The following is a 14,094-nucleotide window of genomic DNA, read 5'->3' as shown; positions in this document are numbered from 1 at the left end:
CTCAGTGGCGAAACCGGCCGGCCGATCATCTATCGAACCCATTCTCAATTGATCATCTTCAAAGGGTGCAGGCCGGTCCATGAAGGCGCTATTCGTAACAAGCGAGTTTGCAGATTTTGCGAAGGCCGGTGGACTGGCCGACGTGTCCGCCGCCCTGCCCAGGGCCCTGAAGCAGAGAGGCATCGATGTTCGCATCCTGATGCCGGCCTATCAGGGTGTGTTCGACAAGATCAGTTCGCTGTCCGTAGTCGCCTCGCTGCCGGGCCATGCCGCGATCGAGCCCTGCCTGATCGGCGAGAGCCAGACCCATGACGGCATCCCCGTCTATCTCGTGCTGGCACCCTCGCTCTATCAGCGGCAGGGCACCCCCTACACGACGCCGGAAGGCTATGACTGGGGCGACAACGATCTTCGCTTTGCCCGCCTCTGCCTCGCCGCGACCGAGATCGCGCGCGGCATCGAAGGCCTCGACTGGAAGCCCGATCTGGTCCACGTCAACGACTGGACCTCGGCGCTCACCCCCGGCTACATGCAATGGACGGGCCTTGAAATGCCGTCCATCCTGACGATCCATAATCTCGCGCATCAGGGCGTCTTTCCCGCCGACCGGCTGGACGCGCTCGGCATTCCGCATGATGCGTATCGGACCGACGGCGTCGAGTTCCACGGCTACATCTCATTCATGAAGGCCGGGTTGATTTACGCGGATCGTGTGACAACCGTGAGTGCGACCTATGCCGACGAGATCACCTCCGACCATCTCGGCTCCGGCCTGCACGGCGTCACGCGCGGCCTCGCCGCCGAGGGGCGGCTTTCGGGCATCGTGAACGGGCTCGAAGAGGGCTGGGACCCGAGCTCCGACAAGCACCTGCCCTTTCCGTTCTCGGCCGAAAACCTGAAGGGCAAGCGGGCGAACACGGATTTCATCCGCACGTCGCTCTGTCTTTCCGCCTCCGACGGTCCGCTGTTCGGTGTCGTCTCCCGTCTCGTGCACCAGAAAGGCCTCGACCTCGTCGCCGAGATCGCCGGCCATATCGTCGAGCAGGGCGGCCAGATCGCGATCCTCGGCACCGGCGATCCGGGCGTCGAGCGCATGCTGCTCGACCTGACGCGCCGCCATCGCGGATCGATCGGCCTCATCGCCGGCTTCAGCGACACAATGGCGCACCGCCTGGTTGCGGCGAGCGACTTTTTCCTGATGCCGTCGCGCTTCGAACCCTGCGGACTGACGCAGATGCAGGCGCAACGCTACGGCGCTCTGCCAGTTGCGCATGCAACCGGCGGCCTTGCCGACACGATCGAGGATGGGGAGACCGGCTTCCTGTTCAAGGATTTCTCCTATGACAACTTCCTCGGAGCCTGCAATCGCGCCTTCGAGACCTTCGCCGACAAGGGGCGGCTCGATGCGATGCGCCGCACGGCGATGCGGAAGGTGTTCGACTGGGACGAGCCGGCGGCCGCCTATGAACGGCTCTATGAGGAGGTGACCGGGATCGCGGTCGTCCGCCCGGTGTCGCTCCCTTTGGCCCGCAAGACGCTGGCGGCGCCGGCGCGTGAGGCAAGGGCTTCCGCAGCATGAGCAAACTGGATGTCGGATCACCTTTTCCCCTTGGCGCCCAGCCGGACGACAAGGGCACCAATTTCGCGCTCTTTTCCGATCATGCCGATGGCGTGACGCTCTGCCTGTTCTCGGCCGACGGCTCGAAGGAGACGGAGCGCATCGATCTGCAGGAATGCACCAACGGCGTCTGGCACGGCCATGTCGGCGACGTGAAGGCGGGCCAGCTCTATGGCTACCGCGTTTACGGGCCCTGGGACCCCGCGAACGGCCATCGCTTCAACGCCAACAAGCTGTTGCTCGACCCCTATGCCCGCGAGCTGGTGGGCGAGCTCAAATGGGACGATGCGCTCTACGGCTACACAATCGGGGCCGAAGGCGAGGCCGATCTGGTGCTCGACGAGCGCGACAGCGCGCTGTTCATGCCCAAGGCGCGGATCATCTCGCCCGAGCCCTTCACCAGGTCGAAGCGGCCGCGCACGCCCTGGCCGCAGACGGTGATCTATGAGAGCCATGTCCGCGGCTGGACGATGCGGCACAAGCTGATCCCCGAGGATATTCGCGGCACATTCGCGGCCTTCGGCCATCCCGCGGCGATCGAACATCTGCAGAAGCTCGGCGTCACGACGGTCGAGTTCCTGCCGATCCACGCCTATGTGCAGGATCGCCATCTGCTCGAACGCGGCCTCTCCAATTTCTGGGGCTACAACACGATCGGCTTCTTCGCGCCGGAGAGCCGCTACATCGATGGCGGCGGGCTGCCGGAGATCGCCGGCGCCATTGACCGGCTGCACGAGGCCGGTATCGAGGTGATCCTCGACGTCGTCTACAACCATACCGCCGAAGGCAATCATCTCGGCCCGACGCTCTCCTTCAAGGGCATCGACAATTACTCCTATTACCGACTGATGCCGGACGACAAGCGCTACTATGACGACCTGACCGGGACCGGCAATGCGGTCGATACCAACCATCCGCGCGTACTGCAGATGGTGCTCGACAGCCTGCGCCTCTGGGCCAATGTCTATGGCGTCGACGGCTTCCGCTTCGACCTCGCGCTGACGCTCGGGCGTGAGCCGGATGGCTTCAATCCGCGCCACGCCTTCTTCAATGCGATCCTGCAGGATCCCGTGCTCGGCCAGCTGAAGCTGATCGCGGAGCCCTGGGATGTCGGACCGGGCGGATACCAGCTCGGCAATTTCCCGGCCGGCTTCTCCGAATGGAACGGCGACTACCGCGATGTCGTGCGCGAATTCTGGATGGGCGCGGAAGGCCTGCTGCCGAGCTTCGCCTCCCGCTTCGCGGCCTCGAGCGATCTCTTCAACGAGGGGCGGCGACGGCCATGGTCGAGCGTCAACTTCGTCACCGCCCATGACGGCTTCACGCTCGAGGACCTCGTCTCCTACAACGACAAGCACAATGAGGCGAATGGTGAGGACAATCGCGACGGCGCCGACGACAATCGCAGCTGGAACTGCGGCGCCGAAGGCCCGACCGACGATCCGGCAATATTGGCACTGCGAAAGCGCCAGAAACGCAATCTGATCGCAACGCTGTTGTTATCGCAGGGCGTCCCCATGCTGCTCGCCGGCGACGAACTCGACAACTCGCAAGGCGGCAACAACAACGCCTATTGCCAGGACAACGAGATCGGCTGGGTCGACTGGACGCGGGACGATCCGGAGCTGACGGCATTCGTCGCCAAGGTGATCGCGCTCCGCAAGGGACGCAGCACCTTTGCCCGGGCGGAGTTCCTGACCGGCGCACGAACAAAGCTCGGACAGCGCGACGTGCAATGGTTCGGAACCGGCGGCGCCCGCATGACCGACCAGGAATGGGCCGATCCGCATGTGAAATGCCTCGCCGTCCGCCTCGCGCCGACCCGCAAGAACGAGCCGGCCATGCTCGTCATGCTCAACGCCTCCCATGTTGACGTCGATTTCGTGGCACCGGGCTTAGGCGGACGCTGGCGCGCGGTGCTCGATACGGCCGAGGCGGCCGAGGGCAAGACGCTGGTCGCGAACGGCCACTGGACCATGCCGGGCCGTTCGCTGGTCGTCTGGGAGCAGACCGGTCAGGCGTGAGAAAAACTACGCCGGAACAAGGCATTAAGGTCGGCGATCACGGTTTCTCCGTGCTCGCCGGCCTTCAATCCGAGGCTAATCCGCTGCGAAGCCTCCTCCTGGAAATGCATATAGCCATTGTGGCGCGGCCGCACCCAGGCACCTTCGAGCGTGGCCCGTGTCGCGCGATAGAAATCATGCGTCAGCCGGTTGGCCGCATCATCGGCCCAGGCTGCCGCATGTCCCGCCTGCCCGCCATGAGCGATATAGGGCCCACGCTGCACATCGGCACTCGCCAGCCAATAGGCGAAATCGATCGCCGCGTCCTTCTGCGTGGAATAGGCTGAAACCGCGATCCCCGTGCCGCCCAGCGCCGAACCATGCGGCGGCAGGTCATCCACGACGGGCATGTCGGCAAAGCCCAGGCGATGTGGACGAAACCCGTCGATCGCATAATTCACATAGCCATAGAGCAAGGGAGCCACGGCGACCGTCGAGCCCGCCTCCGCCATGCGCTCGAATACCCCGATCGGATCGAGTTCGAAGGCGACCGAGGGCATGGACCGCGCCAGCCGATGCATCAGCTCATAAACGCGCGCACCCGCATCGATCGCGATCAGCTCTGGTCCCACCACACTGCACGGTGTGCCGAGATGGGCACTGAGCGTGAAGAACATCATCAGCGCATGAGGCGAGCGGAGCGGCGCCAGCACATGGCCTGCCTCGGCAAGCGCGAAGACCTCGTCCCAGCTCGAAGGCGGCGAGGCGACAAGGTCTGGCCGGAATGCCAGCACAGGTGTCGCCGAGTCGATCGGAAAGGCCCATTGGCGGCCCTGCCAATGATAGCTTTCATAGGAGCGACCGACGGAGCCCGCCTCGAGCGCGAGGCGTTCATCGTCGCGGCCCGGCACGTCGAGCGGCGTCAGGCAGCCTTCTTTCGTCACCTGCCCGACATGGGGGTGATCGATGACGATCAAGTCGAAATTCCGCGCCAGATCCTCGACCGGAAAGCTCTCGAAGTCCTGCAGCGAGCGCTGCTCCCATTCGATCGCGATACCCGTCTTCTCCTGATAGATCGCCGCGCAGCCGACCACCGGGTCATAGCCGCGCGGATGGCTCCAGGTCATGCCTTTGAGCGTGATCGGATGGGTCGGCATGGTGTCCTTTCAGAGTCCGAATTCAGCCTTGATCGCTTCCGTATGTTCCCCGATCCGCGGCGCCGCGCTGGCGCTGATCGCGCGATGGCCGTCGACACGAAGGGGCGAGCGCGTCGTGGTCACCCGCACATTGTCAGCGCGCTCGACTGTCTGCAGCATGTCGAGCGCGGTGAAGCCCTGGCTCTGCAGCAATTCCGGCCATTCGAGCACCTTGGCGCACCAGATGTCGGCGGGTTCCAGGATCGCCAGCCAGTATTCGGTCGTCTCGAGGGCGAGACGGTCCGCGAGCAGCGCCTTGATGGCGTCGCGCTCCGAAAACCAGCTCTTCGGCTCGTCGCGATAGGGATCGAGTTCCGGCATGCCGAGCAGATCGGCGAGCCTGGGGATCGGCGTCATCGCGATGGCGAGATAGCCATTGGCTGTCGGATAGATGCCATAAGGCGCAGCGAGATAGGCGTGGGCGCTGCGGGAGCTCGAACGGCGCGGCCGGCGCCCACCATCGTTGAAATGGGTCGTCAGCACCTCGAACTGGACGTCGATCAGCGCCTCCATCAGGCTGGTCTCGACATGGGCTCCCTTGCCGGAAATCCCGCGCCGGACCAGCGCCGCCAGGAGGCCCTGGCAGAGGGCGGCACCGGCGAGCATATCGGCAATGGCGAGCCCGAACGGCACCGGCCCCTGCCCTTCATCGCCATTCAGCCATGTGATGCCGGAGCGCGCCTGCGCCAGCAGATCCTGTCCCGGACGACCGACCCATGGGCCCTCCCGGCCATAGCCCGTGATCGAGCCATAGACGACATCGGGATTGATCGCCCGGACGGCCTCATAGTCGAGCTCGAGGCGCTCGATCACGCCGGGGCGGAAATTCTGCATGACGATATCGGCCCGGGCGAGCAACTTCTTCAATTGCTCCAGTTCGGCCGGGTTCTTCATGTCGACCGAGAAGCTCTCCTTGTTGCGATTGATCGCGTGGAAGAGCGTGGAATCGCCGCCGATCTCGGTATCGGTCAAATAGAGGCGCCGGCAGAGATCGCCGCCATCGGGTCGCTCGATCTTGATGACCCGCGCGCCGAGATCCATCAGGCGCAGCGCACAATAGGGGCCGGACAGGAACTGGCTCAGATCAACGACGAGCAGGCCCTCCAGCGGCAATTCAAAATCAGCCATGCGCGCGCTTCTTCTTGCGATCGTCCTGCGGTCTTGCTCGAGCCGTGATGTGGTGGCGACGGTGTCAGTCCGTATGGAATACCTCTTCCATCGACGCCCACCACTCGCTCGTGGCGCGGCTCTCGAATGGCTGCTGCAACGGCCCGCAGACCGACCACCATTTCTGCGTCAGGGGATCGGCCGCCATTTTCGCGCTGTCGGCGGCAAAATCACTGCCGTGATATTCGAAATAGGCAAAGAGCAGGTTTTCCGGCTCTCGCAGATAGATCGAATAGTTGCGGATATTGCATTCGGCGATCTTGGCCAAGACGCCCGGCCAGACATCGGCGTGAAGGCGCTTGTATTCGTCGATTGCGTCCGGCTTCAGAGCCAGAACCTGTCCCATGCGCTGCATGTCGCCCTCCCCTCGCCTGTCGATCAGCCGAGCCGATAGATCCGCTCGGCGTTCTGATGCAGAAGCTTGGCCTTCTCGGTCTCGCTCGCACCCTTGATGATCTCATGCGTCGCCGCAACCCAGCGTCCGAGATCGGCGGTCAGCGTGCAGACCGGGTAATCCGAGCCCCAGACCACGCGGTCCCAGCCGAAGGCCGTAATCGTATGCTCGACGAAGGGCCTGAGATCATCGACCGTCCAATTGACAGGATCGCCATAGGCGATGACGCCGGAGATCTTCGCCGCGACATTCGGCAATTCGGCAATCGCCGACATGTTTGTCCGCCATGGCTCGAAAGCCTCGTCCTTGACGTTCGGCACGCCGCAATGATCGATGATGAACTGAACATCGGGTGCCGCCTTGGCGATCGCGATGGCGATCGGAATCTGGTGCGGCAACACGCAGAAATCGAAGCTGATGGGATAGGCGGCGAGGCGCTTCAGATTTTCCGTGAAGATCGGCCGTTGGCCGAGTTCATCCGGCGATTGATGCAAAATGCGCCGCAGCCCCTTCACCTTGGGATTCTGCGCATAGCGCTCCAGCAAGGCCGGAAAATCGGGGCTTTCGGGACGACAGGCGGCGATGGCGCCAACCACGCCACGGCCGAGACCGGTCACGAACGCCGTTTCGACCTCCATGTCCTCCTCGGCGACATCGACCTCCATATGGAGCATCGCGCTGATGCCGAGCGCCTCGGCCTGGGGCAGGTAATCATCGAGCGTGAAATTGCGGTTCAGCGCCGGCGCGCCCGCAAGCCAGGGATAGCGAAGGCGCTCCTGATAGACGAGATGCAGGTGAGTATCGATGATCCGCAAGATTTGTCCCCCACACCGAGTCATGCAGTCCGTTCACAGGTGAGCGTATCATTCATATAAGCACGGCAGGCGCAAGAGGCCGATTGGTCCAGCAGCAGACGCTGCGATCGGCGCTGATCAGTCTGGAGCCTGCTCGTCGCCCCGACCAAGCACCTGGGACAGTTCCCGGCTCGCGCCGCGCAATATGCCGAGCGCTTCCATCATGTCGGGCACGTTCGATCGATCGATACGCGGCAGGAACGGGCATGTGAGCGCGCCAAGCGCGGTATCGTTGGCGCCCAGCACGGGGACGGAGAGATTATAGACCGCCTCGGATTGCAGGCTCGGCATGAGTTCGTAGCCCTGCAGCCGGATGAGGGCGAGGCGCTCGTCCAGCCCGTCAGGGCGCGCCTCGTCATCCATGCGCCCCTCCCGCTCCCGCTCAGCCTCCATCATGGCGCGGAGCGCCGGGGTGGCGAAGGCCAGCAACACGTGACCCGAGCCGGTGTTATAGAGCCCCACATGCGCGCCGACGCGGATCGAATAGCTCCAATAGCTCGGTGCATCCATCTGGGCCACGACGACGACGCGTCCCCGATCATAGACGGCGAGATGGCAGGCCTGCTCGGCATCCTTGGAGAAATTGCGCATGACCGGCAGCGCCTGGCTGACCAGACGACGCACCGGGGCATGCTGATGGGCGAGGGCAAACAGCCGTAGGGTTAGCTCGTAGCGATCGCCGAGGACGCGCGCGACATAGCCGCGCCGCACCAGCCGGTCGAGCATGCGATAAATCTCGTTAGGCGAGCGATTGAGCGCCTTGGCGATCTCCGCCTGCGTCATGCTCTGGTCGGTGGCCGCGAGCAGTTCCAGTATGTCGAGCCCCTTGTCGAGGGCAGGCGCGCGGTAGCGGTCGTTATTGTCGTCGAGCATGATCGTCCCTTGTCCTCCCGGGCCGTTCCGGCAAGTTAGACGTTGACTTGATTCAGTCAAATTCGCTTATATACGAATACTCCATTCAATAGTGGATGCTGAGGGCTCCAATCCGATTTTGTTGGCGGGGCGTCTCGGAGGAGGCCCGCTAGGGTGTGGACCGGGGGTATCGATGCCGTTCCCGGGACCTGGGCTGTCGCCCGGTCCGGGTCGCCACGCGCTCCGTGACAGGGAGGGAGGAAAGCATGGCGAAAATCGTTCGCGTCGAAGGGTTGATGGTCGATCTGAAGCCGAAGGTGAAGCGGGTCGACGCGATCCAGTCCTTCGTCAGCCAGGAAACGCCAATCATCCGCATCATCGACGCTGATGGCGCGGTCGGCACCGGCTACAGCTACACGATCGGGACCGGCGGGCCGGCGATCATGTCGCTGATCGAGCGGACCCTGGCACCGGCCCTGATCGGCCGCGAAGCCGGCATGATCGAGCAGATCTGGCGCGACCTGCTGTTCCTCACCCACGCCACCTCGGTCGGCGCCATCACCTCGCTGGCGCTCGCCGCGATCGATACGGCGCTGTGGGACCTGAAGGCGCGCAAGGCGGCCCTGCCGCTGCATGTTCTGGCCGGCGGCGCGCAGGAGAAGATCCGCCTCTACACCACCGAAGGGGGCTGGTTGCACCTGCCCACCGCGGCGATCGTCGAGGACACGCTCAAGGCCAAGGAAAGCGGCTTCGGCGGCGCCAAGATGAAGGTCGGCCGGCCGATCCATGAGGATGTGGCCCGGCTCACCGCCGTGCGCGACGCCGTCGGCGCCGGCTTCGAGATCTTCACCGACGCCAACCAGGCCTTTTCCGTCGACGAGGCGATCCGGCGCGCCCGCCATTATGAAGCCGTCGATATAGGCTGGCTGGAAGAGCCGCTGACGGCCGACGATGTTGACGGCCATATCCGCCTGTCGGCTTCGACATCGATCCCGATCGCCGTCGGCGAGAGCCTCTATTCACCACCGCATTTCCGCGACTATCTGCAGCGGCGCGCCTGCTCCATCGTGCAGGTCGACGTCGCGCGGATCGGCGGCATCACCCCCTGGCTCAAGGTCGCGCACCTCGCCGAGACGTTCAACGTTTCGGTCTGCCCGCATTTCCTCATGGAACTCCACGTCGCCCTCTGTTCGGCCGTGCCCAATGCGCGCTGGGTTGAATATATCCCGCAGTTGGACAGCCTCACGACGAAGGGAATGACCATCGAGGATGGCCATGCCGTGCCGAGCGCCGAACCAGGGCTCGGCATTGCCTGGGATTTCGAGGCCATCGACCGCCAGACGGTCGATGGCTCCACATTTGCGGTTGGAAAGTGAAGGAAGTGACGATGAGCGGAAAGCTCGAAGGCAAGGTCGCGCTGGTCACGGCGGCGGCACAGGGCATCGGACGCGCGATCGCCGAGCAGGCCGCGGCCGCCGGCGCAACGGTCTGGGCTACGGACGTCAATGAAGCCAAGCTTGCCGAACTGACCGGTGTCGACCGGATCACGACCCGTCCGCTCAACGTGTTGAAGGCCGAAGATGTCGACGCGCTCGTCGCCGAGATCGGTACGATCGACGTGCTGTTCAATTGCGCGGGCATCGTCCATGCCGGCACGATCGAGCAGGCGACAGAGGCCGATCTCGACTTCGCCTATGACCTCAACGTCAAATCGATGTGGCGCACGATCAGGGCCGCGCTGCCCGGCATGCTGGCGCAGGGCGACGGCTCGATCGTCAACATCTGTTCCGTCGCCGGCAGCATCAAGGGCGTGCCGAACCGCTTTGCCTATGGCGTGACCAAGGCCGCTACGGTCGGCCTCACCAAGTCGGTCGCGGCCGATTATGTGACCAAGGGCATCCGCTGCAATGGAATCTGCCCGGGCACGGTCGAAAGCCCCTCCCTGCAGGAGCGACTCAAGGCCCAGGGCGACTATGAAGCCGCTCGCGCCGCCTTCATCGCCCGCCAGCCGATCGGGCGCATCGGTACCCCGGAAGAAATCGCCGACCTCGCCATCTACCTCGCCACCGCCACCTACACGACCGGCCAGATGCACATCATCGATGGCGGCTGGGTCAACTGACAGACGGCCTGCCGGTAGGGCGGGATCGACAGATTGGGTGCTGGCTGCGCCGGCACCCTGCGGGTCAAGGCCGTCCTGCGCGCTGTAGCCGTAGCTCGCACCACTACTCGCCCATGGGCCTGCAGTGCCACCGCCTCGATTGCCGTGGCACTTGCTGCGCGACCGCGGTCCGGCCGCCGAAAAAACTGAATCACATCTTTCCGCGGGGTCACCGCCTCTGGGTTGTTCATAATTCATAGCGCAATACTATGAATTATGCTTCATTCATTCATTCGAACAAGCATTTATCATCTGTGCGGGCTGCAATCCATCGGGTTGACCGCTTGCGCGTTACTCCAAGCAATCGCCTCCGGCCGATCCCGGAATATTTCAGACTCTGACAGTTTGACGTGAATTCTACCGGGATATCAAAAGAGACCTGACAATGCCGCGAGATTCTGGCAGCGGAATCAAGGTTTCGCTTCGCGCCGCAACATGAGTTGTGCTATACGGCATAACGCTAGTGTACGGTGGCAGGTTATTTCATGCACCCCTCAGGGCGGTGTTGATAAATTGGGCTGAAGTTCATTTTTTGAAAAGCGCTGCTAGATGAGGCCCCCCCCGATGAGGCATATTCGCAAGACCTTGGTTTCGCTGGCCATCTGCTTTTCGCTATTGGCCTCTGCAACTATCTTGATACCGACCGTTGCCTATGCGCAGGAGCTGTCACCGACGCTTGCGCAAGCCGTAGCCAATGCTGCCAAAGATCCGGATGCGGTCGCTTCGCTTGCCGCTGGCAATCCGGAACAGGCGGCATCCATCGCGGCCGCGGCCGCTCTGGCCAATCCCGGCGCTGCCGCTGATATTGCCGCGTCAGTCGCGTCGGCGGTGCCCGCAGCAGCCGTCGCCATCGCCAAGGCCGTAGCCTTGGCTGTTCCCGATGCCGCGGCAGCCATAGCCAAGGCGGTGGCATCCTTGTACCCGTCCCTGGCTGCGGCGATCGCCAAGGCCGTGGCGGAAGCGGTGCCCGGTGCGGCTGCCGCCATCGTCGCGGCCCTCGGCTCCATTCCAGGCGTCGACATCGCGGCCATCGTGGCGGCTGTCAGTTCCGTTCGCGGCGTCAACGTCGCGGCAGTCGCGGCGGCCGGCAAGACGGCTTCCGACGCAAGAAATGCCAGCAACGCCAATAATCGCAGCAACAATGACAATACGGGCGGCGACGGCGGCGGCGATATCATCACTGGAAGACCCGCAAGCCCGAGCTAACCACTGACCCGACGCTCAGCGCAGAACCTGCCGGCACCCCAACGGCAGGTCGATTTCTTCTGAAGACCGCCCCGTCGGCCTGACCGCCATTTTTTGGGCCACGTCGGACGAAATCACGGGATTTTGATTGTACCGTGATAGCCGCCAGCTGCGGTGGCAGACAGGGGGCTAGCCCTCTTTCCTGCATTGCCAGAATTACAGTCACCCCCAGATTTGCGTACGATCAACAGGTCGACTTAGCTTCTATCCTGGAAATAATTCCAATTTCATAACGTAAATTTTTCCAATAGAAGCATATCTCCGTCTCAATCCACTCATCTAGTATAATTTGTTTCTGTTAACAGAGAAAATTATATGTTATAATTTATAGATATATTAATCTATACATTATATCAATGTAGGAATCTAAGTCGTACGGCCGCGCCGGGAACAGTCCCAATCGGATCCATCACGGATATCGAATGCGCCACCGACGATCCCCTAGCGCGGAACTTGACCTGACAGACTGCCGTAGCGGAATCCAGACGTCGCAATGCAGCATGCTGCATGCTAGACGATGTGCAGCGCAGGACCCCCGGCCTGCCGTAACTGCGCTCATCTCAGAATGGCCCAGAATATTGATCATCAGCAATCAATAGCTTCTGATCTTAAGCCGAATGGTGCGCGCAGTGTTTTTACAAATACACAATATTTTGACGCGAACTATCTATGCTACGATTATCGTTGCCCCATGCTCCTTGATCTCGGAGTCAGCGAAAGCCGCCGATCTCGGGGTGATCTCGGATATGCCGGAACCGCTCGCCATTCAGGTCGTCGACTCTGCTGGCGATCCTGAGGCGGTAGCAGCAATTGCTGTTCTCAATCCCGGCTTTATCGGCCCTATCACCGCGGCTGCAGCGATCTCCAATCCGGGTGCCGCAGCAAGGATTGCCGCTGCCGTTGTAGCGGCGGTTCCTGCGGCCATGAGTGAAGTGGCTTCGGCATCCGCATATGCCATTCCAGCAGCGGCGCCCGAAATCAATCGCGCGTTGGCCTCGCTCTCACAGGAACCGGTTGAAACCCGGTTCGACCTTCCTTTGGAGATAGCTGACCAGGCGATTGCCGCATCGGATGATCTCGACGCGCTCGTCGCGCTGGCAAAGCTCTATCCTGATTATGTCGCAGCTATTGCCGCAACGGCCGCGACGGCCAATCCTTGGTTGGCAGCAGAAATTGCGAGGGCAATCGCTGCGGCGTTCCCGCCGCGCGCTGCCGAAATCGCCAGTGCCGTGATTGCGGCACTTCCTTCGGCAGCGGCCGCGATCGCGCGCGCCGTCGCATCCATTCCTGGCGTCGACATCGCGGCTGTTCTGGCCTTGGCTCTCCGAAGCGGCAGGTCGGGTGGATCTTCAGGTACCGCAGGGGAAGGTGCGACGACACTCAACACTATCCCACGCGCGGCGAGCCCCAGCTAACCACAACGCCACCGATCTCCGCCCCGCTCTACCCGAGGGTGATCTGCAGCTTGACGTCGTTGGGATTGCCTGATGCCGCGCGCTCGAAGGCAGCGATCGAGTCCTCGAAGCTGTAGACGCCGGTGATCAGCGGCTTCAGGTCGACCTTGCCCGATGCGATCAGCGACAGCGCGCGGTCGAAGACATTGGCGTAGCGAAACACCGTCTCCATCTTCACTTCCTTCGCCGACGCGGCGACGATATCCAGCGCGATGGGCTCGACCGGCAGGCCGACGAAGACGATCGTGCCGCCTGGACGGACAAAATTGAAGATGCCGTCATAGGCGCGCGGGCTGCCCGAGGCTTCGAAGACGATGTCGACGCCCCAATCGTCCGTATCGGCAGCGATACGGGCCTTCAGATCGGTCTCACGGATGTTGACCGGGACGATGCCGTCATACTGGCCCGCAATGGCGAGCTTCTCATTGACGAGATCGGAGACATAGACGCGGCTGCAGCCGCCAGCCAGCGCCGCCAGCGCCACCATGATGCCGATCGGGCCGGCGCCGATCACCAGCGCCGTATCGCCTGGAACAATCCGAGCCTTGGCGGCCGCCTGCATGCCGATCGCGAACGGCTCGACCATGGCGCCTTCGGCGAAGGAGACATTCTCGGGCAGCTTGTAGGTGAAGGCTTCGGGGAAAACGACATAGGGCGTCAGGCAACCATGGACCGGCGGCGTCGCCCAGAATGTCACGCTCGGATCGACATTGTAGATGCCGAGCTTTGACGCCTTCGATGTGAGATCGGGGATGCCGGGCTCCATGCAGACGCGGTCGCCGACTTTCAGCGACTTCACCTCGGCACCGATCTCAACGACCGTGCCGGCGGCCTCATGGCCCAGCACCATCGGCGCGTTGACGACGAAGGGCCCGATGCGGCCATGCGTGTAATAATGCACGTCGGAACCGCAGACGCCGACCGTGTGGATGGCGATCTTCACGTCGCGCGGTCCGAGATCGAGCGGCAGGTCGATGTCGCGCAGCGACAGCTTCAGCTTTTCTTCAAGGACGAGCGCACGCATGAAAGGATCCTCCTGATCACAACGCGCTCTTTTAGCTGAGGTGCGCCCCTCATTCCACAGGAATGCGCCGGGTGGCGAAGGACGGCCAAGCGAACGACCGCCGGGAAGGTGCTCCCGGCTTTGCCG

At 62.9% G+C, this 14,094-nt stretch carries 12 protein-coding genes; 6 read left to right on the top strand and 6 right to left on the bottom strand.

Translation table 11 applies throughout. The annotated features are described in order from the left end of the window. The first annotated feature begins 79 nt into the window (after positions 1 to 79). Positions 80 to 1,579 (top strand): glycogen synthase GlgA, encoded by a 1,500-nt coding sequence (gene glgA / locus QO014_RS14700; RefSeq protein WP_266349477.1) that lies wholly within the window; start codon positions 80 to 82, stop codon positions 1,577 to 1,579. Next, the gene (gene glgX, locus QO014_RS14695; RefSeq protein WP_266349476.1) at positions 1,576 to 3,642 is read left to right on the top strand and encodes a glycogen debranching protein GlgX; all 2,067 of its coding nucleotides are present in this window, start codon (positions 1,576 to 1,578) and stop codon (positions 3,640 to 3,642) included. The genes glgA and glgX overlap by 4 nt, the downstream gene beginning before the upstream one ends. Here the strand turns inward: glgX and QO014_RS14690 are convergent. The 5 genes from QO014_RS14690 to QO014_RS14670 form a co-directional block, all read right to left on the bottom strand. Next, positions 3,633 to 4,778 (bottom strand): ABC transporter substrate-binding protein, encoded by a 1,146-nt coding sequence (locus QO014_RS14690; protein ID WP_266349475.1) that lies wholly within the window; start codon positions 4,776 to 4,778, stop codon positions 3,633 to 3,635. The two genes, glgX and QO014_RS14690, sit on opposite strands and share 10 nt — an antisense overlap. A gap of 9 nt (positions 4,779 to 4,787) precedes the next feature. After that, positions 4,788 to 5,945 (bottom strand): CaiB/BaiF CoA transferase family protein, encoded by a 1,158-nt coding sequence (locus tag QO014_RS14685; protein WP_266349474.1) that lies wholly within the window; start codon positions 5,943 to 5,945, stop codon positions 4,788 to 4,790. Positions 5,946 to 6,009: 64 nt separating this feature from the next. Next, positions 6,010 to 6,339, bottom strand: a complete 330-nt coding sequence (locus QO014_RS14680) for an L-rhamnose mutarotase (protein WP_266349473.1) — start codon at positions 6,337 to 6,339, stop codon at positions 6,010 to 6,012. A 23-nt stretch (positions 6,340 to 6,362) separates the two neighbouring features. Beyond that, the gene (locus QO014_RS14675) at positions 6,363 to 7,193 is read right to left on the bottom strand and encodes an amidohydrolase family protein (protein WP_266349472.1); all 831 of its coding nucleotides are present in this window, start codon (positions 7,191 to 7,193) and stop codon (positions 6,363 to 6,365) included. A gap of 117 nt (positions 7,194 to 7,310) precedes the next feature. Continuing rightward, entirely contained in the window at positions 7,311 to 8,105 is a 795-nt protein-coding gene (locus tag QO014_RS14670; protein ID WP_266349471.1) for an IclR family transcriptional regulator, read from the bottom strand. A 245-nt stretch (positions 8,106 to 8,350) separates the two neighbouring features. On the opposite strand from QO014_RS14670, the gene QO014_RS14665 reads away from it, so the two are divergent. The 4 genes from QO014_RS14665 to QO014_RS14650 all read left to right on the top strand — a co-directional run bounded on the left by QO014_RS14665 (position 8,351) and on the right by QO014_RS14650 (position 12,905). Next, positions 8,351 to 9,460, top strand: a complete 1,110-nt coding sequence (locus QO014_RS14665; protein ID WP_266349470.1) for a mandelate racemase/muconate lactonizing enzyme family protein — start codon at positions 8,351 to 8,353, stop codon at positions 9,458 to 9,460. A gap of 11 nt (positions 9,461 to 9,471) precedes the next feature. Further along, on the top strand, positions 9,472 to 10,206 hold the full coding sequence (locus QO014_RS14660; protein WP_266349469.1) for an SDR family oxidoreductase: 735 nt from the start codon (positions 9,472 to 9,474) through the stop codon (positions 10,204 to 10,206). Positions 10,207 to 10,809: 603 nt separating this feature from the next. Further along, a complete protein-coding gene (locus QO014_RS14655; protein WP_266349468.1) occupies positions 10,810 to 11,451 on the top strand; it encodes a hypothetical protein in 642 nt (213 codons plus the stop codon). Between the two features lie 656 nt (positions 11,452 to 12,107). Next, positions 12,108 to 12,905 carry a hypothetical protein gene (locus tag QO014_RS14650; RefSeq protein ID WP_266349467.1) on the top strand — a complete coding sequence of 266 codons (798 nt, stop codon included), beginning with the start codon at positions 12,108 to 12,110 and terminating at the stop codon, positions 12,903 to 12,905. A 28-nt stretch (positions 12,906 to 12,933) separates the two neighbouring features. Here the strand turns inward: QO014_RS14650 and QO014_RS14645 are convergent, their stop codons facing one another. Then, positions 12,934 to 13,968 (bottom strand): NAD(P)-dependent alcohol dehydrogenase, encoded by a 1,035-nt coding sequence (locus tag QO014_RS14645; protein WP_266349466.1) that lies wholly within the window; start codon positions 13,966 to 13,968, stop codon positions 12,934 to 12,936. Positions 13,969 to 14,094 lie beyond the last annotated feature (126 nt).

Origin of the sequence: Kaistia dalseonensis (genome assembly GCF_030814715.1) — a bacterium.
Taxonomy (GTDB): Bacteria; Pseudomonadota; Alphaproteobacteria; order Rhizobiales; family Kaistiaceae; genus Kaistia; species Kaistia dalseonensis.
Note: the sequence above shows the minus strand (reverse complement) of the source record. Positions and strands in the feature narration are given on the sequence as shown.

Coding starts and splice junctions, on each gene's coding strand:
- glgA (WP_266349477.1), top strand. CDS start 80: ATGAAGGCGCTATTCGTAACAAGCGAGTTTGCAGATTTTGCGAAGGCC.
- QO014_RS14680 (WP_266349473.1), bottom strand. CDS start 6,339: ATGCAGCGCATGGGACAGGTTCTGGCTCTGAAGCCGGACGCAATCGAC.
- QO014_RS14690 (WP_266349475.1), bottom strand. CDS start 4,778: ATGCCGACCCATCCGATCACGCTCAAAGGCATGACCTGGAGCCATCCG.
- QO014_RS14685 (WP_266349474.1), bottom strand. CDS start 5,945: ATGGCTGATTTTGAATTGCCGCTGGAGGGCCTGCTCGTCGTTGATCTG.
- QO014_RS14665 (WP_266349470.1), top strand. CDS start 8,351: ATGGCGAAAATCGTTCGCGTCGAAGGGTTGATGGTCGATCTGAAGCCG.
- QO014_RS14650 (WP_266349467.1), top strand. CDS start 12,108: ATGGTGCGCGCAGTGTTTTTACAAATACACAATATTTTGACGCGAACT.
- QO014_RS14670 (WP_266349471.1), bottom strand. CDS start 8,105: ATGCTCGACGACAATAACGACCGCTACCGCGCGCCTGCCCTCGACAAG.
- QO014_RS14660 (WP_266349469.1), top strand. CDS start 9,472: ATGAGCGGAAAGCTCGAAGGCAAGGTCGCGCTGGTCACGGCGGCGGCA.
- QO014_RS14645 (WP_266349466.1), bottom strand. CDS start 13,968: ATGCGTGCGCTCGTCCTTGAAGAAAAGCTGAAGCTGTCGCTGCGCGAC.
- glgX (WP_266349476.1), top strand. CDS start 1,576: ATGAGCAAACTGGATGTCGGATCACCTTTTCCCCTTGGCGCCCAGCCG.
- QO014_RS14655 (WP_266349468.1), top strand. CDS start 10,810: ATGAGGCATATTCGCAAGACCTTGGTTTCGCTGGCCATCTGCTTTTCG.